The 17,230-nt window shown below is 74.5% G+C and carries 13 protein-coding genes; 6 read left to right on the top strand and 7 right to left on the bottom strand.

The window, feature by feature from the left end; genetic code table 11:
- Positions 1-20: 20 nt before the first annotated feature.
- The 7 genes from AB7F12_RS10640 to AB7F12_RS10610 all read right to left on the bottom strand — a co-directional run bounded on the left by AB7F12_RS10640 (position 21) and on the right by AB7F12_RS10610 (position 10,758).
- Positions 21-3,542 (bottom strand): translation initiation factor IF-2 N-terminal domain-containing protein, encoded by a 3,522-nt coding sequence (locus AB7F12_RS10640; RefSeq protein WP_428497833.1) that lies wholly within the window; start codon positions 3,540-3,542, stop codon positions 21-23.
- A 167-nt stretch (positions 3,543-3,709) separates the two neighbouring features.
- Complete coding sequence (locus AB7F12_RS10635; RefSeq protein ID WP_428497834.1) at positions 3,710-4,495, bottom strand: TIGR03936 family radical SAM-associated protein; 786 nt, start codon at positions 4,493-4,495, stop codon at positions 3,710-3,712.
- A gap of 28 nt (positions 4,496-4,523) precedes the next feature.
- Complete coding sequence (locus tag AB7F12_RS10630) at positions 4,524-5,075, bottom strand: N-acetyltransferase family protein (RefSeq protein WP_428497835.1); 552 nt, start codon at positions 5,073-5,075, stop codon at positions 4,524-4,526.
- Positions 5,068-7,026: a TIGR03960 family B12-binding radical SAM protein gene (locus AB7F12_RS10625; protein WP_428497836.1), complete on the bottom strand. Its 1,959-nt coding sequence runs from the start codon at positions 7,024-7,026 to the stop codon at positions 5,068-5,070. The genes AB7F12_RS10630 and AB7F12_RS10625 overlap by 8 nt, the downstream gene beginning before the upstream one ends.
- Positions 7,027-7,206: 180 nt before the next feature.
- Positions 7,207-8,085 (bottom strand): 4-hydroxy-tetrahydrodipicolinate synthase, encoded by an 879-nt coding sequence (dapA, locus tag AB7F12_RS10620; protein WP_428497837.1) that lies wholly within the window; start codon positions 8,083-8,085, stop codon positions 7,207-7,209.
- 107 nt (positions 8,086-8,192) lie between these two features.
- Positions 8,193-8,984 carry a TspO/MBR family protein gene (locus AB7F12_RS10615; protein WP_428497838.1) on the bottom strand — a complete coding sequence of 264 codons (792 nt, stop codon included), beginning with the start codon at positions 8,982-8,984 and terminating at the stop codon, positions 8,193-8,195.
- Between the two features lie 49 nt (positions 8,985-9,033).
- Complete coding sequence (locus AB7F12_RS10610) at positions 9,034-10,758, bottom strand: acetyl/propionyl/methylcrotonyl-CoA carboxylase subunit alpha (RefSeq protein WP_428497839.1); 1,725 nt, start codon at positions 10,756-10,758, stop codon at positions 9,034-9,036.
- A 102-nt stretch (positions 10,759-10,860) separates the two neighbouring features.
- Between AB7F12_RS10610 and AB7F12_RS10605 the strand changes: the two genes are divergently transcribed.
- Genes AB7F12_RS10605 through AB7F12_RS10580 form a run of 6 tightly spaced genes read left to right on the top strand, consistent with a single transcriptional unit; the run spans position 10,861 to position 17,215 of the window.
- A complete protein-coding gene (locus AB7F12_RS10605) occupies positions 10,861-12,408 on the top strand; it encodes an acyl-CoA carboxylase subunit beta (protein WP_428497840.1) in 1,548 nt (515 codons plus the stop codon).
- Entirely contained in the window at positions 12,405-13,172 is a 768-nt protein-coding gene (locus AB7F12_RS10600) for an enoyl-CoA hydratase/isomerase family protein (RefSeq protein WP_428497841.1), read from the top strand. Before AB7F12_RS10605 ends, AB7F12_RS10600 begins: the two co-directional genes overlap by 4 nt.
- Positions 13,172-13,942, top strand: coding sequence for an ester cyclase (locus AB7F12_RS10595; RefSeq protein ID WP_428497842.1), 771 nt, complete (start codon positions 13,172-13,174; stop codon positions 13,940-13,942). Before AB7F12_RS10600 ends, AB7F12_RS10595 begins: the two co-directional genes overlap by 1 nt.
- The gene (locus tag AB7F12_RS10590) at positions 13,939-15,138 is read left to right on the top strand and encodes a cytochrome P450 (RefSeq protein WP_428497843.1); all 1,200 of its coding nucleotides are present in this window, start codon (positions 13,939-13,941) and stop codon (positions 15,136-15,138) included. The genes AB7F12_RS10595 and AB7F12_RS10590 overlap by 4 nt, the downstream gene beginning before the upstream one ends.
- Positions 15,135-15,329, top strand: coding sequence for a ferredoxin (locus AB7F12_RS10585; protein WP_428497844.1), 195 nt, complete (start codon positions 15,135-15,137; stop codon positions 15,327-15,329). The genes AB7F12_RS10590 and AB7F12_RS10585 overlap by 4 nt, the downstream gene beginning before the upstream one ends.
- Entirely contained in the window at positions 15,326-17,215 is a 1,890-nt protein-coding gene (locus AB7F12_RS10580) for an FAD-dependent oxidoreductase (RefSeq protein WP_428497845.1), read from the top strand. The genes AB7F12_RS10585 and AB7F12_RS10580 overlap by 4 nt, the downstream gene beginning before the upstream one ends.
- Positions 17,216-17,230: the final 15 nt, after the last annotated feature.

Below are 17,230 nucleotides of genomic sequence, written 5' to 3'. Positions count from 1 at the left end.
GGTCAAACCGGGTCCCCGGTCTACTCCCCGGCCTTCTCATCGGTCCCGGCGGGCGGACCCGCCGGGCGTGACGCGGCACGCCGCTGCCTGCGCGGACGTGCCTCGGTGACGGGCTCGGGCTGCGGCGCGACCGTCACGGGCGCGGCCGCAGCCTCCTCCGTCGCGGGCCCGGGAAGGGGTGCGGTGATGACGGCCGCGGCCGCCCCGCTCGGCGAGCCCGCGGTGCGGGTGACGCGGCCCCTGCGCCGGCGCGGACGGTCTCCGGCGTCGTCGGGATGCGGTGCGACGCCGTTGGTGGGAACCGGGTCGTGCCCGTTGAGGGCCGGCGCGGCGCCGTTGCTCGCCGGGGCACCGTTGCGCTCGGCGTGCCCGGCGACGGCGACCGGGGTGTCGTCGGCCGGGGTGTCGTCGGCCGGGGTGTCGTCGGCTGTCGCGGGCGCCGACGTGGCCGGGGCCCCCTCGGCCGCGGCGGCACCGGTGATCGCCGGGTCGACGGGCTGGGGCGTCGGCGCGGCCGGCCGCACGGACTCCGCCGGCGGCACGGTCTCCCCTGCCTGCTGCGACTCCCCTGCCTCCCGGGACCCGCCTGCCTCTCGTGACCCGCCCGGCTCCGGGGAGTCCGCCGCCACGGAGGCCGCGGACTCGTCGGAGGTGGTCGCCGACCTGCGCGACCGGACCCGGCGGCTGCGCCCGCGCGGCGCGTCGTCCTGCACGGCAGCAACGTCGTCCTGCACGGCAGCCACGTCGTTCTGCGTGGCAGTCACCTCGTTCTGCGCGGCAGCAACGTCGTCCTGCGCGGGAACCGCGTCGGACGCCGGTGCCGCGTCGACCGGGGACACCGCGGCGGCTGCGGCGACCTCGGTGGCCCCCGGAGCGCCGTCGGGATCATCGGCTCCGGCGAGGCGGAGCGCGGGCTGCGCGGTCCGGCCCTCCGGCTTGCCCTCCGACGCGATCGACGCCGCGACGACGGCGATGTCGGCCGACGCCGAGGGGCGCTCCTCGGCCGGCTCCGGGCGGGCGTCGTCGCGACGGTTGCGGTTGCGGCCGCGACGGCCCTCCCGCTCGTTCTGCCGTTCGCCCTTGTCGTGCTTGTGCTCGCCCTTGTCGCTCTTGGCGTCGCCGTCGGTCGACACGATGACCCCACGCCCGCGGCAGTGCTCGCACGGCATCGAGAAGTGCTCCAGCAGCCCGCCGCCGACCCGCTTGCGCGTCATCTGCACCAGGCCGAGGGAGGTCACCTCGGCCACCTGGTGGCGGGTGCGGTCGCGGGCCAGGCACTCGGTGAGCCTGCGCAGCACCAGGTCGCGGTTGGCCTCGAGCACCATGTCGATGAAGTCGACGACGATGATGCCGCCGATGTCGCGCAGCCGCAGCTGACGGACGATCTCCTCGGCCGCCTCGAGGTTGTTGCGGGTGACGGTCTCCTCGAGGTTGCCGCCGGACCCGGTGAACTTGCCGGTGTTGACGTCGACGACCGTCATCGCCTCGGTGCGGTCGATGACCAGCGTGCCGCCCGAGGGCAGCCACACCTTGCGGTCGAGCGCCTTGAGCAGCTGCTCGTCGATGCGGTACTCGGTGAAGACGTCACCGGGGCCGACGTGGCGGTGCAGGCGGTCGGCCAGCTCCGGGGCGACGTGGCCGATGTAGCTGGAGACGGTCTCCCACGCGTCGTCGCCGGAGACGACCAGCCGGGTGAAGTCCTCGTTGAACTGGTCGCGGACGACCTTGACCAGCAGGTCGGGCTCCTCGTAGAGCAGCGCGGGGGCCTTGACCTTGTTCGGGCCGGTGGCGTCGGCCTTGCTCTTGACGACGTCCCACTGCGCCTGCAGGCGACGCACGTCGCGCTCCAGGGCCTCCTGGGTGACGCCCTCGGACGCGGTGCGGATGATGACCCCGGCCTCGGCCGGGACGATCTCCTTGAGCATGTCCTTGAGCCGCTTGCGCTCGGTGTCGGGCAGCTTGCGGCTGATGCCGGCGGTGCCGCCGGAGGGGACGTAGACCAGGAAGCGCCCGGCCAGGCTGATCTGCGTGGTCAGCCGGGCGCCCTTGTGCCCGATGGGGTCCTTGGTCACCTGGACGAGGACGCTGTCACCGGTCGACAGGGCCTGCTCGATGCGGCGGGCCTTGCCGTTGAGGCCTGCGGCGTCCCAGTCGACCTCGCCGGCGTAGAGCACGGCGTTGCGGCCGCGCCCGATGTCGACGAACGCGGCCTCCATGCTGGGCAGCACGTTCTGCACACGGCCGAGGTGGATGTTGCCCACCATCGACGAGCCCGACGGGCCGTTGCCGTCGTGGGTGCCGCCCGCGACGAAGTGCTCGACGAGCACGTCGTCCTCGAGGACGGCGATCTCGACGCGGTCGCCGTGCTCGCGCACGACCATCGACCGGTCGACGGACTCGCGGCGGGCCAGGAACTCGGCCTCGGTGAGGATCGGGACGCGGCGGCGGCCGGCGTCGCGGCCGTCGCGGCGGCGCTGGCGCTTGGCCTCGAGACGGGTCGAGCCGCGGACGCTCTGCACGCCGTCGGAGGCCTCGTCGTCGTTGCTGCGCTCGCGGGGGGTGCGGACGCGGGTGACGGTGCCGGGCGGGTCGTCGGAGGACTCGACGTCGTCGCCGTTGCCGCGACGGCGGCGACGGCGGCGCCTGCGCCGGGAGCCGGCGGCGTCGTCCGCGTCGTCGGAGTCGCCGTCATCGCCGGAGTCGGTGTCGGACTCGTCGGCGTCGGACTCGTCGGCGGCGGGATCGGCATCGTCGGAGCTGTCGTCGGAGCTGTCGTCGGACCGGCCGGGCGCGGCGTCGGCCCCGTCGGAGTCGGAGTCGGAGTCGCCCGACTCGGCGTCGGAGCCCCGGCCCCGGCCACGGCCACGGCGGCCACGGCGGCGGCGACGCCGACCCGAGGCGTCGTCGTCGGAGTCGTCGGCGTCGACCTCGGTGTCGTCGACGTCGCCGTCGGCCACGGTGTCCTCGACGTCGTCGCCGTCGGCCACGGTGTCGTCGTCGGCCTCGCCGGTCGGGCCGGTGGTGGGCGCCTCGACGACACGGAACGGGTCGGCCGCCTCGGGGGCGGACGACGCGGCGCGGGTGCGCCGGGTCGCGCGGCGCTCGGCGGCGGGGGCCTGGAAGACCGGCGCGGCGAACAGCGGCGGCGGCGCGGCGACCTCGTCGGCCTCGGCGGCGACGGGATCGGCGGCCACGGCGGCCTCACCCGCCGCGGCGGCGGCCGCGACGTCGGCCGGGATGTCGGGGAGCGCCGGGGCGGGGACCGTCGTCGTCGCGTCCTCGTAGGCGTCGTCCGCGACGGCGGTCTCGTCCTCCGCGCCCGCGTCGGGCAGCAGCGCCGTGACGACCCGCTCGGCGAGCGTCCGGTCGACGCTCGACTGCGGGCTGCGCACCTCGGCGCCCAGCTCCGACAGGGTCGCGAGCACCTCGCGGCTGGTGCGTCCGATCAGCTTGGCCAGGGCGTGCACCCGCAGCTTGGCGGGCAGGTCGGCCAGCACGGACGGCCCGCCGGTGCTACCGGCGGGCGCATCGTTGTTCGACATTCAGCTCCTTCGCCCCCGGGCGCCTCCTGGTGAGGGGGCGGCCGCGCAGGGGCCCTACGTCAATCGTTCTCTCCCCGCGCGGTGCGCGGGGAGCAATCCTCAGCTGCGGTGTATCTCGACGGTGGCCGCGGCGCGGCGCGGGGGGCTCCCTCGTCGCACCGAGCCGCTCAGACCTGGGCGGTGACCCGGCCAGTGCCGAACGGATCGGCGAGCTCACCCGAGTCGTCGAGCAGTCCCTGCGCCATCCGGGTCGCCCTCGCGGGTACCGGCGGCGTGAGGCCTGCGACAACGTCGAGTGCACCCAACACATCGTCGGGTCGAACGGCGGGTGTCGTCTGCCGCACGACCGCGGTCAGTATCGCACAGCCCGCAACCGCTGCGGTTGCGGTCGCGAGCCCCGGACCGTTGCTCGCGGTCAGGACCGTGGCCCTCACCAGGGCTTTCCGGACGTCGATCTGCTTTCGACCCGACGGTGTGACACGCTCGATGACGACGGACTCCTCCGCCAGCAACGCGTCGACGGCCGCGCGGAGCTCGGCCTCGGCCACCCCGGGCAGCTCGATGGCCCAGCGCACGGCGTCGATCCGGTCGGCCAGCGCGGGCGGCGTGGCGAGGACCGCCTCCAGCACGTCGAGCCCCGACGGCAGCGCCCGGTCGAGCGCGTCGGCCAGCTGCGCGGGATCCACCTCACGGGTGAGCCCGATCTCCATGTACTCGGCCTCGCTCGCCGCGCCGGTGGGCGCGGCGCCGATCCAGGACAGCCGCGGGTGCGGGCTGAACCCGTGCGAGTGCGACACCGGGACCCCCGCGCGGCGCACCGCACGTTCGAACGCCCGGGCGATGTCGCGGTGTGACAGGAAACGCAGCCGGCCCCGCTTGGCGAAGCGCACACGAATCCGCTGCACCGTCGGGGGTGCCGGGTTCGCCGCCTCGCCGGGCCGTACACGCGCCATGACGGCAAGGGTACGGAGGTGGGCCCGGTCAGGCGGGATCCGGGGCGGCGAACGGGTCGAGCACCAGGAGCGCCTCCCCCGCCGGGGCGAACCCGGCACGCCGGTAGAACGACGCGCTGCCCGCCGTCGGCGCCAGCATCAGCCGCCGGTAGCGGCGCTCCCCCGCGTGGTCGACGGCCGCCTCCAGCAGCGCGCGCGGCACACCGCGGTCGGCGAACCCGGCCAGCACGAACGCGTTGCCGACCTGCCCGACCCGCCCACCCCGCGACCCCGGCCGGGGCATCGACACGATCTCGACGACGTTGATCGACCCGATCGGCGTCCAGCCCGCCCGGTCCGAACCGACCTCGGCCAGCCAGAAGGTCCGCCGCGGCTGCTCGGTGCGCCACCACTGCGCGAACGCGGCCTCGAACCCGGGGTCGTCGACGGGCGCGCCCGCGCGCTCCTCCAGCCACGCGCGGCGCAGCGCCGCGAGCGCCTCGACGTCGCGTTCGTCGGCGACCCGCACGACGAACTCCGGCCGCGCGGCCGAGCCCGGCCCGTAGGAGCCGGATGCGGACGCCGATGCGGACTCAGGCACTCCCGAACCGGTTCCCGCCGACGGGGTCGGCGACCGTCAGCGGGAGCAGCTGCGTCCCGCTGGGACCGACCTGGATGTCCTGGCCCGTCGACGGGCACACCCCGCAGTCGAAGCACGGCGTCCACCGGCAGTCGTCCTGCTCCCCACCGGCCAGGGCCTCCTGCCAGTCGTCCCACAGCCAGTCGCGTTCCAGACCGGAGTCGAGGTGGTCCCACGGCAGGACCTCGTCGCGCTCGCGCTCGCGGGTGGTGAACCAGTCGAGCGTCACCCCGAGCGGGGCGAGCTCGGCCTCCGCGGCGCCGGTCCAGCGTTCGAAGGAGAAGTGCTCGCTCCAGCCGTCGAACCGGCCGCCCTCGCGCCACACCCGCTCGACGACCCGGCCGACGCGCCGGTCGCCCCGGGCGAGCAGGCCTTCGATCAGCGACGGCTTGCCGTCGTGGTAGCGCATGCCGATGTTGCGGCCCAGGCGCCGGTCGGAGTTCACGGCCTCGCGCAGCTTGCGCAGCCGCTCGTCGACGACATCGGGGTGGGCCTGCGGCGCCCACTGGAACGGGGTGTGCGGCTTGGGGACGAACCCGCCGATGGAGATGGTGCAGCGGACGTCGTTGTGCCCCGACGCCGCGCGCCCGGCCTTGATGACCCGGTGCGCCATCCCGGCGATCTCGAGGACGTCCTCGTCCTCCTCGGTGGGCAGCCCGCACATGAAGTAGAGCTTCACCTGCCGCCAGCCCTGCGCGAACGCCTCCGAGACGGTCCGGATGAGGTCCTCCTCCGACACCATCTTGTTGATGACGCGCCGGATGCGCTCCGACCCGCCCTCCGGGGCGAACGTCAGCCCGGAGCGACGGCCGTTGCGCGAGATCTCGTTGGCCAGGTCGATGTTGAACGCGTCCACGCGCGTCGACGGCAGCGACAGCGACGTGTTGGAGCCCTCGTAGCGGTCGGCCAGGCCCTTGGTGATCTCGGCGATCTCGGAGTGGTCGGCGCTGGAGAGCGAGAGCAGGCCGACCTCGTCGAAGCCGCTGGCGCGCACGGCCGAGTCGACCATCGCACCGATGCCCTCCAGCGACCGCTCCCGGACCGGGCGGGTGATCATGCCCGCCTGGCAGAAGCGGCAGCCACGGGTGCAGCCCCGGAAGATCTCGACGCTCGCGCGCTCGTGCACCGTCTCGGCCAGCGGGACCAGCGGGGCCTTCGGGTAGGGCCAGTCGTCGAGGTCGCGGGTGGTGCGCTTCTGCACGCTGCGCGGCACCCGCGGGTCGGCGGGCTCCACCGCCGCGATGGCGCCGTCGGCGCCGTAGGACACGTCGTAGAGGCCGGGGACGTAGCAGCCGTCGGTGGCGGCCAGGCGCAGCAGCAGCTCCCGGCGCCCGCCCGGGCGGCCCTCGGCCTTCCACGCCGCGACGACGTCGGTGATGTCGCCGACGACCTCCTCGCCGTCGCCGATCGCGACGACGTCGACGAAGTCGGCCATCGGCTCGGGGTTGAACGCGGCGTGCCCGCCCATCAGGACGACGGGGTGGCTCTCGTCGCGGTCGGCGGCGTGCAGCGGGACGGCGGCGAGGTCGAGCGTCGTCAGCAGGTTGGTGTAGCCGAGCTCGGTGGAGAAGCTGACGCCGAGGACGTCGAAGTCGCCGACAGGGCGGTGCCCGTCGACGGTGAACGCCGGCACCCGGTGCTCGCGCATCAGGGCCTCGAGGTCGGGCCACACCGCGTAGCAGCGCTCGGCGAGGGCGTCCGGGCGCTCGTTGAGCACCTCGTAGAGGATCATGACGCCCTGGTTGGGCAGGCCCACCTCGTAGGCGTCGGGGTACATGAGCGCCCAGCGGACCGGGGTCGCGTCCCACTCGTCCTCGTCGGCCACCTGGGCGTTGAGCTCGCCGCCGACGTACTGCACCGGCTTGGACACGCGGGGCAGCAGCGGTTCGAGGTCGGGAAACACGGAGGTCACGCAACGTCAGGGTAGTCGCGTGCTCGCGGCGACGACGCCGCCGCCCCCGAGCCGTGTGCGCCCGCGAATCCGGCCAGGTCCGCAGGCGGGCGGGCCCGCGCGAATTGCAGGAACGGCACTTCCCCGCAACCGGGTTGCGGGAGTGCCGTTCCTGCAGATCGGGGCCGGCCCCCGGGGCGCCTACTCCAGCAGGCCCGCCGAGCGCAGGGCAGCGCGGACGTCCTCGTGGTGCACCTCGTCGAGCGGGACCAGCGGCAGCCGGATGCCCGGCTCGATCAGCCCCAGCTCGGCCAGCGCCCACTTCACCGGGATCGGGTTGGGCTCGGAGAACAGGGCGCGGTGCAGGCCGGCGAGGGTCGCGTCGATCTCCGACGCGGTCTCGTCGTCACCGGCGACGGCCGCGTTGCACATGCGCGCCATCGCCTCGGGGGCGACGTTGGCGGTGACGGAGATGTCGCCGTGGAACCCGGCGAGCATCGAGGCGCGGGCGGTGCCGTCGTCGCCGGAGTAGAGGGCGAAGTCGGACAGGCCGAGGGCGACGAGGTCGCGGACCCGGTCGAGGTCGCCCTTCGCCTCCTTGAGCCCGACGATGTTGGGCACCTCGGCGAGGCGCTCGACGGTCGACGGCAACATGTCGCAGGCGGTGCGGCCGGGGACGTTGTAGAGGTACTGCGGGAGGTCGACGGCCTCGGCGACGGCCTTGAAGTGCCGGTACAGGCCCTCCTGGGGGGGCTTGTTGTAGTACGGGGTGACGAGCAGCGCGGCGTCGGCACCGGCGTTCTTCGCGGCCTGCGTGAGGTGGATGGCCTCGGTGGTGCTGTTGGCGCCCGTGCCGGCGATGACGGGGACGCGGCCGGCGGAGACGTCGATGGTGTGCCGGATGACCTCGGTGTGTTCCTCGACCGAGAGGGTCGCGGACTCGCCGGTGGTGCCGACCGACACGACGGCCGCGGTGCCGGCCTCGATGGTGCGGTCGACGAGCTTGGCGAGGGCGTCCATGTCGACGGAGCCGTCCACCCGCATCGGGGTGACGATGGCGACGATGCTGCCGGTGATCATGGTGTACGTCCTTCGCGGCGGGCCGGGATTCCGGGCGACGACGCTACCCGTCCGGGTGGATTCGGCCGAGCCCCCGTGCTCTGGGCCACTCACCGGCAGCGTCGGGGTCAGCCCCAGGCCAGGCGGGTCGGCTGGACCGACCGGCCGACGCGGCGGATCGTCACCGACACGATCAGGGCGGCGGCGACCAGGGCGGTGACGGTCACGGCGACCGGCCGGTCGTTGGTCGCGACCCCGACCAGCGCCCACACCGTCGCGGCGGCGTAGCCGACGACCGCGGTCCCGGTGTTGACGACCCAGCACACGATGGCGGCCGCCACGAGCAGCACGGTGATGGCGGCGGCGAGGGCGAGCGCACCGTCGCCGGGCAGCCCTTCCGCGACGCCGGTCGCGGCGGTGCCGAGCACCGTCGCGAACGACACCCAGCCGGTGTAGATCGCGATCGGCGCGCGGAACAGTGCGCGCTCGGCGGGGCTCGTCGCGGGCTCGTGGGACAGCCTGCCGAACACGACCGCCAGGCACACGAGCAGGGCGATGATCACGACCTCGGCGGCGAGGATCTGGCGGGTGCCGAACGCGAGGATCCACAGCGGGTTCAGGACGGCGGAGGCCGCGAGCCACCAGCCGGTGCGCCGGTGGACGGCCCGGGATCGCTGGGCGGGCAGCAGCGCGAACACGGCGTAGGCGAGGAAGCCCAGGTAGATGAGCCCCCAGATGGAGAACGCCCAGCCGGCGGCGAGCACCGGCGTGGGGTTGTCGTTGGCGACGACGCCGACCCCGTCACCGATCGCGCCGGAGCCGCCGAATGCCGACACGACGATCTGCACCACCGCGAGGACCAGCACGACTGTGCCGCGGACGAGGTCGGGGAGCGTGCTGCGGGGGGCCGTAACCGTCATGCCGCAATGCTGCCGCCGCGCGGCGGGTCCGGCCAGTCGGGCCGCCGCGTCAGCCGAGTTCCAGGAGCGGGGAGCCGGCGGCGACCGGGCCGCCCACCTCGACCAGGACGGCGGTCACCTCCCCGGCGACGCCCGCGCGGATCTCCATCTCCATCTTCATCGCCTCGAGGACGGCGACGACGTCCCCGGCCTCGACCTGCTGCCCCGGGCGGACCCGCACGTCGACGACCGTGGCGTCCATGGGGGCGACGGCGGGTCCGGTGCTCGCCGCGCCTGCGGCGGCGGCGGGGACACCGGCGGCGCGGGAGGTGCGCGCGACCGGTCGCGGGCCGGCGCCGTGGACGTCGACCTCGACGACGCCGCGGTCGGTGGCGATGCGGACGCGTCGGCTCGTCGTGTCCGGCTGTGGTGTCCGGGTGCGCGGCCGCGCATCCGGGTCGGGTGTCCAGTCCCGGGCGACGGAGCCCGTGTCGTGGGTCGCGGCGGTGAACGACTCCGAGGCCAGCACCGACCGCAGGTAGGGCGCGGTGGTGGGGATGCCGTCGATGCGCAGTTCGTCGAGGGCCCCGACGAGCCGGCGCCGCGCCGACTCCCGGTCGGTGCCGTGCGCGAGGACCTTGCCGAACATGGAGTCGTAGTCGGGCGCGACGGCACCGCCGGCCTCGATGCCGAAGTCGTTGCGGATCCCGGGGCCCTGCGGCAGGTCGAGGGTGTCGACGCGGCCGGGCGCCGGCCGGAAGCCCTCCCACGGGTCCTCGGCGGCGATGCGGGCCTGGATCGCGTGCCCGCGGGTCACGATGTCGTCCTGGGTGAACGCGAGCGGCTCCCCGGCGGCCACCCGCAGCTGGGTGACGACGAGGTCCTGGCCGGTGACCAGCTCCGTCACCCCGTGCTCGACCTGCAGGCGGGTGTTCATCTCCAGGAAGAAGAACTCGCCGGTCGCCGGCAGGACGAGGAACTCGACGGTCCCGGCCCCGACGTAGCCGACCGTCCGGGCGAGTGTGACCGCGGCGGCGGTGAGCGCGCGCCGCAGACCGGTGTCGAGGCCCGGCGCCGGGGCCTCCTCGACGAGTTTCTGGTGCCGGCGCTGCACCGAGCAGTCCCGGTCGCCGAGGTGGACGACCGTGCCGTGGGTGTCGCCGACGATCTGGACCTCCACGTGCCGTGGCTGCTCCAGGTAGCGCTCCAGGTGCACCTCGGACCGGCCGAACGACGCCGCGGCCTCGCGCCCGGCGGCGGTGACGGCGGCGGCGAGCGCGCCGGCCGCGGTGACGACGCGCATCCCGCGTCCGCCGCCGCCGTGGGTGGCCTTGACGACCAGCGGGAACCCGATGCCCTCCGCTGCCGCGGCGGCGTCGTCGACGGTGACCGGTCCGCTCCCCGGAGGGACGGGAACACCGCACTCGACGGCGACCGCGCGGGCGGCGACCTTGTCCCCCATGCGCGCGACGACGTCGGCGGACGGGCCGACGAACGTCAGCCCCGCCGCGGGGACGGCCGCGGCGAAGGCGGCGTCCTCGCTGAGCAGCCCGTACCCCGGGTGCACGGCGTCGGCGCCGGAGCTCTTCGCGGCGTCCAGGATCGCGTCGACGTCGAGATAGGACGAGCGGGCCGGCGCGGGCCCGATCCGGACCGACTCGTCGGCCATCCGGACGTGCGGGGCGGCGGTGTCGGCGTCGCTGAACACGGCGACCGTGCGCAGGCCGAGCTCTCTGCAGGCGCGCAGGATCCGGACCGCGATCTCACCGCGGTTGGCGACGAGCACTGTCCGCACGGGACCTCCTGGGTTGGGACTGTCGCACCCTATCTACCAATCGACCGTCTGGTAGTCTAGCGTCGGTCGGCGAGACCCCTGCACGACCGACCCGGAGGTCCCGTGACTGCCGAGAGCCCCGCAGTTGCCCAGCGCACGGCCGATCGGATCGCCCTGCTGCGCGACAAGCAGGAGGCCGCGCACGCCAGCGGCGGACCCGAGGGCCTGCGCCGCCACCGCGAGTCCGGACGGCTGCCCGTGCGCGAGCGGATCGACATGCTCGTCGACCCCGAGAGCTGGTTCGAGATCGGCGCCCTCGCCCTGCCCGAACTGCGCCGCGCGAAGCCCATCCCGGGCGACGCCGTGGTCACCGGCTTCGGGCTGCTCGACGGCCGCCGGGTCGGCGTCATCGGGATCGACTCCAGCGTCGTCGCGGGCACCACCGCGCCGATCAGCATGCGCAAGCAGGGACGGCTGATCGAGCACGCGCAACGGCACGGCTTCCCCCTCGTCCTGCTCTGCGACGCCGACGGCGGCCGGATGCCCGACGTCTCCGGCTGGCGGTTCTCCGGGCTGCCATTGGACTTCACCACCTTCCTCAAACCCCCGCCGGGCGAGCCCGTCGTGCCGCGGGTCGCGGCCGTGCTCGGGCCGTCGTACGGCGACTCGGCGCTGCACGCCTCCACGGCGCACTACGTCGTGATGGTGCGCAGCGGGTCGATCGCGCTGTCGGGGCCCTCGGTGGTGGAGCCCGCGATCGGCGAGAAGGTCAGCGACGACGAGCTGGGCGGGCCCGCCGCGGCCACCGAGGCCGGCAACGCCCACCTCGTCGTCGACACCGAGGCCGACGCGATGGACGCGGTCGCCGCCTTCCTGTCCTACCTGCCGCAGAACTCGACGCTGCCCCCACCGGTCGCGCCTCCCCTTCCGCCGCAACGGGATCCGGGCGACCTCGCCGACATCGTCCCGCTCGGCGCCCGCGCCGGGTACGACATGCGCGACGTCTTCGCCTGCATCGCCGACGCGGCGAGCATCCTGCCGTGGGCCGACGGCTGGGGCGCCTCGCTGCTGTGCGCGCTGGCGCGGATCGAGGGCCGGGTCGTCGGCCTGGTCGGCAACCAGCCGATCGTCCGCGCCGGGGCACTGGACCCCGCGGCGCTGGCCAAGGAGGCCGCGTTCGTGCGGCTGTGCGACACGTTCGGGGTGCCGCTGGTGTTCCTGCACGACGTGCCGGGGCTGATGATCGGCACCCAGGCCGAGCGCGGCGGCATCCTGCGCGGCTACGAGGTCCTGGTCTCCGCGATCGCCGAGGCCACCGTGCCGAAGGTGGGTGTGGTGCTGCGCAAGGCCTACGGCGGCGGGCACTTCGCCATGGGCGGACGCCCCACGAAGCCCGACTTCCTCTACGCCTGGCCGTCGGCCGAGCTGGGCTTCATGGCCCCGGAGACGGGGATCCGCACGATCCACCGTCGCCGGCTGGAGAAGGTGCTGGCCGAGCAGGGCCCCGAGGCGCACGCGGCGCTCGTCGCGGAGCTCACCGCGGAGTGGGTGAGCGAGGCCGAACCCTGGGAGGCCGCCGCGCACCTGTCCCTCGACGACGTCATCGAGCCCGCCGCGACCCGGCACGTGATCGCGACGAGCATCGACATCACGCTGGGAGGCCGGGCGTGAGCAACATCCGGGTGCACACCGACGACGCCGTCGCCGTCCTCACGATCGACGACCCGGCGCGGCTCAACGCGATGGGGCGCACCTTCTGGCCGGAGGTGCGGGACGCGCTGGCGCGCCTGGAGTCCGACGGCCGCACCCGCGCGCTCATCGTCACCGGCGCCGGGGACAAGGCGTTCTCTGCGGGCGGCGACATCGCCAGCTTCGCCTCGCTCACCGACACCGCGGCCAAGCGCGAGTTCCAGCGCGACTGCATGCGCACCTTCGCCGCCGTCGAGGAGTCGCCGCTGCCGGTGATCGCCGCGGTCAACGGCTACGCGATGGGTGGGGGCTGCGAGCTGGCGCTGGCCTGCGACATCGTCGTCGCCGCCGACACCGCGACGTTCGGGATGCCCGAGACCGCGGTCGGGCTCGTCCCCGGGTTCGGGGTGCTGCGCGCGCCGTCGGTGATCGGGCGGCACTGGACGAAGCTGCTGATGTTCACCGGCGAACGGGTCGACGCCGAGACGGCGCTGCGGATCGGGCTGGCGCAGAAGGTGGTGCCCGCCGCGGCGTTGATGGACACCGCACGAGAGCTCGCCACCACGATCGCGGCCAAGGCGCCGCTCGCCGTCGCCGCCGGGAAGGGCCTGGTCAACCGGGGGGTCGACCGCGGCGAGTTCGACCACTCCACCGCTGCGCTCACCGCCCTGCACGCCACCGAGGACGCCGCCGAGGGCATCGCGGCGTTCGTCGGGAAGCGGGCGCCGACGTTCGAGGGGCGCTGATGGAACCGCTCGTGGCGCTCATGCGCCGGTACGTCAACGACTACACCAACCGGCACGACACCTCGGTCTGCGCCGAGATCATGGAGCCGGACTACACGCTGCGGATGGGCCCGCACGAGGTCGCGGGCCGCGACGAGCTCTACATCCCCGCCGCCCGGAAGCAGTTCACCGAGTTCCCGGGCCTGTGCCTGACGGTCCACGAGATCGTCACCAACGGCGAGCGGCTCGCGATGCGGTTCTCCGAGCACGGCCGCTCCGTCCGCCACGACGGCGCCGCCGCGGTGTGGACCGGCCTCGGGCTCTACCGCTGGAACGGGCGCAAGCTCGTCGACAACTTCGTGGAGCAGGACTACCTGTCCCGCCGACGGCAGCTGGCCGGCGGACCGACGGCGGTCGTCGAGGCGCCGGCGACGGCGCCGTGGGACACGGTCGCGCTCGCTCCGGACCCGACCGCCGAGCTCGCCGTACGCGAATGGATCGCCGCCGACGAGGGCGGCGCGACCGTCGACGACTCCGGGCCGCTGCTCGCGGACGGTTCCTCGCAGGTCGACGACCTCTTCTCCGCCGGGCCGGACGTCGCGTTCCGGGTCACGCGCACCGGCACCTACAGCGGCGGCCTCGACGTCGACCCGGCGATGGTCGGGCGTCGCGCCACCCTGCACATGGTCGGCCTCGTGAGGGTCGAGGGCGGCCGGGTCGTCGGCGGGCACGTGGTGCGCGACCGGCTCGGCCTCACCCGCTCCCTCAAGGCCGTGGGGAGCCCGTCGTGACCGTCGACCTCACCGCGCCCGCCGCCAGCGCCGACCCCTACGCGGTGCTGCGGGAGCTGCGCGCAGCCGACCCCGTGCACTGGAGCGTGACCCACCGCGCCTGGCTGATCACCCGCTACGACGACGTCTCCGACGCCTTCCGCAACAAGGCCTTCTCCAACGACCGCGTCCGCCCGGTGCTGGCCCGCCGCACGGAGCCGAGCGCGGCCTCCGACGTGCTGGGCCTGCTGGCGGGCTGGATGGTGGTCACCGACCCGCCCGAGCACACCCGGCTGCGCCGCCTCGCCGCGGGCGCGTTCAAGGGTCAGCGGATCGCGGTCATGGGCGAGCAGATCACCGCGATCGTCGACGCGCACATCGACGCCTTCCTGGCGGGTTCGGGCGAGCAGGACCTCATCTCCGAGGTGGCGTACCCGTTGCCCGCCACCGTGATCGCCACGATGCTCGGCGCCGCGCCGGAGGACCGCGACCGCTTCCGTGAATGGTCCGACGAGCTGGCCCTCGTCGCGTTCGGCACCGGCGGCGCCGCACGCGCCGACCGGCACGAGCGGGCGCTGCGCGGGTTGCGCGAGATGGACACCTACTTCCACGAGCTCGTCGACCGCCGCCGCCGCGACCCGGGCGAGGACATGTTGTCCGCGCTCATGGCGAAGGACGGCGACGACCTGCTCTCCGACGACGAGCTCGTCGCCATGTGCGCCCTGCTGCTGTTCGCGGGCCACGAGACCACGACCAACTCCGTCGCCAACGCGACGCTGGCGCTGCTCCGCCATCCCGACCAGCTCGACCGGCTGCGCGCCGATCCCGACCTCATCGGCCCCGCCGTCGAGGAGCTGCTGCGCTTCGACGGGCCGATCAAGGTGCTCAACCGCTGGGTGGTCGCCGAGACCGAGGTGCGGGGCAAGCGGATCTCCCCCGGTGAGCGGGTGCACCTCGTGCTGGCCTCGGCCAACCGCGACCCGGAACGTTTCGACGACCCGGACACCCTCGACCTGGGCCGCAACCCCAACCCGCACATCGCCTTCGGCAAGGGCATCCACGCCTGCATCGGGGCGCAGCTGGCGCGGCTGGAGACGCGGATCGCCGTCGGGCGCATCGTCTCCCGCCTGCCCGGCCTGGTGCTGGCGCAGGAGCCCTCGTGGAAGGACGTCCTGGCGTCGCGGGCGATGGACCGGTTGGTGGTGCGGCACTCGTGAGGATCGCTGTCGACAGCTCGCTGTGCGAGGCGCACGGGCAGTGCTCGGTCGTCGACTACGACCTGTTCCCGCTCGACGACGACGGCTACTCCGCGGTCGGTCCCGACCGCGAGGTGCCCGCCGGCGAGGAGGCGGCCGCGGAGCTCGGCGTGGCCGCGTGCCCGGCCCGGGCGCTGCGGACGCTGCCGTGAGCGTGCTGTTCTCACCGGTGCGCCTCGGTGCGCTGACGCTGAAGAACCGCCTGGTCATGGCCCCGATGGGCACCTGCCTCGACAACGGCGGGTACATCACCGACGACACTGTCGCCTACTACGAACGACGGGCCCGCGGCGGCGTCGGGGCGATCACCGTCGAGGGCTGCCTCGTCTCGGCCGACACCGTCGGGCCGGAACCGCGGATCAGCGGGCCGGAGTTCCTGCCGGGGCTGCGCCGGGTCGTCGACGCCCTGCGCCCCCACGACGTCACCGTCGGCGTCCAGCTCATGCACCCCGGCCGCCAGGTCGTCGACGGGCCGTCGGTGGCGCCGTCGCCGGTGCCCCTCAACTCCGTCGCGCCCGTCCCCCACGAGCTGACCGTCCCCGAGATCGCGACGATCGTCGCCGACTACGCGCGCGCCGCCGTGTTCGCCCGCGAGGCGGGTTTCGACTTCCTCGAGGTCCACGGCGCCCACGGCTACCTGCCGTCGAACTTCCTGTCGCCGCAGCACAACCACCGCAACGACGCCTACGGCGGCGACCTGGAGAACCGGGCGCGGTTCGCCGTCGAGGTGGCCCGCGCGATCGTCGCGGCCGTCGACCTGCCGCTGGTGTGGCGGCTCAACGGCACCGACGCCGAGCCCGGCGGGTTCGACCTCGGCTCCGCGGTCACGGTCGCCCGGATGCTCACCGCCGCGGGGGTCGCGTCGATCAGCGTGACCTCCGGGACCTGGCTGACGCTGCAGGAGACCCTCGCCCCGATGTCGACCCCCCGCGGGCACATGCGGGAGCTGGCCGCTGCCGTCCGCAAGGCCGTGGACGTGCCGGTGATGGCCGTCGGGCGCCTCGACGACCCGGCGCTCGCCACCGAGCTCGTCGAGTCGGGCGAGGCCGACCTGATCCTGCTGGGCCGCGGGCTGATCGCGGAACCGGACTGGCCCGCGCTGGTGCAGGCCGGACGTCTCGACGAGGTCCGCCCCTGCATCGCGTGCAACGCCTGCGTCGACCTCGTCGGGCGTGGCGAGCGGGCCCGCTGCTCGGTGAATCCCGAGGTCGGCCGGGAGCTGACCTGGTCGGTCACCCCCGCCGCGCACCCGCGGCGGGTGATGGTCGTCGGCTCCGGGCCGGCGGGGCTGGAGGCCGCGCGGATCGCCCGGCTGCGCGGGCACGACGTCTCCCTCTGGGAACGCGACGCCGAGCTCGGCGGGAAGCTGGAGGTCGCCGGGCTGGCACCGAGCAAGCACGAGGTGTTGCGGTTCAGGGCCTTCCAAGCGGCGCGGGTCGCCGCACTGGGCGTGGAGATCCACACGTCGGCGCCGGTGTCGGCGGCGACGATCCGCGCGCTGCACCCCGACGTCGTGATCGTCGCGACCGGCGCCGACCCGCTCGTCCCCCCGATCCCGGGGATCGACGGCCCGACCGTCCACGACGCCCAGGCCGTGCTCCGGGGCGATGTGCCCGTCGGGCCGGGGACGAGGGTCGTCGTGGTCGGCGGCAGCGCCACCGGCTGCGAGACCGCGGAGCTGGTGCGGGCGCAGGGTGCGGAGGTGGCAATCGTCGAGATGCGCGGCAGCATCGGGCGCGGCATCGAGGCGATCACCCGCCGCCGGCTGGTCCGCCACCTGCGCCGCGACGGCGTGGAGATCCTGACGGGGGCGACGGTCGTCGGCATCTCCCCCGACGCCGTGAGCTGGACCGACCCCGACGGTGCGGTGCATCGGCTCCCGGCCGACGTGGTCGCCCTGGCGATCGGCTGGCGCCCCACGGGCACGGCCGACCTGGCGCTGGACGACATCGAGGTCCGTGTCCTGGGCGACGCCGACACCCCCGCCGACTTCGTCCGGGCCGTCAACACCGGCGCGGACGCGGCCCTCGCCCTGTGAACACCGTTCCCGGTG

The organism is Pseudonocardia sp., assembly GCF_050250275.1.
GTDB lineage: Bacteria > Actinomycetota > Actinomycetes > Mycobacteriales > Pseudonocardiaceae > Pseudonocardia.
The sequence above is the reverse complement of the archived record's forward strand: the minus strand, read 5'-3'. Positions and strand labels throughout refer to the sequence as shown.

What these genes read in the sequence shown, in the direction of transcription:
- dapA (WP_428497837.1), bottom strand. Translation starts at nt 8,085, where the DNA reads ATGATCACCGGCAGCATCGTCGCCATCGTCACCCCGATGCGGGTGGAC.
- AB7F12_RS10615 (WP_428497838.1), bottom strand. Translation starts at nt 8,984, where the DNA reads ATGACGGTTACGGCCCCCCGCAGCACGCTCCCCGACCTCGTCCGCGGC.
- AB7F12_RS10635 (WP_428497834.1), bottom strand. Translation starts at nt 4,495, where the DNA reads ATGGCGCGTGTACGGCCCGGCGAGGCGGCGAACCCGGCACCCCCGACG.
- AB7F12_RS10595 (WP_428497842.1), top strand. Translation starts at nt 13,172, where the DNA reads ATGGAACCGCTCGTGGCGCTCATGCGCCGGTACGTCAACGACTACACC.
- AB7F12_RS10640 (WP_428497833.1), bottom strand. Translation starts at nt 3,542, where the DNA reads ATGTCGAACAACGATGCGCCCGCCGGTAGCACCGGCGGGCCGTCCGTG.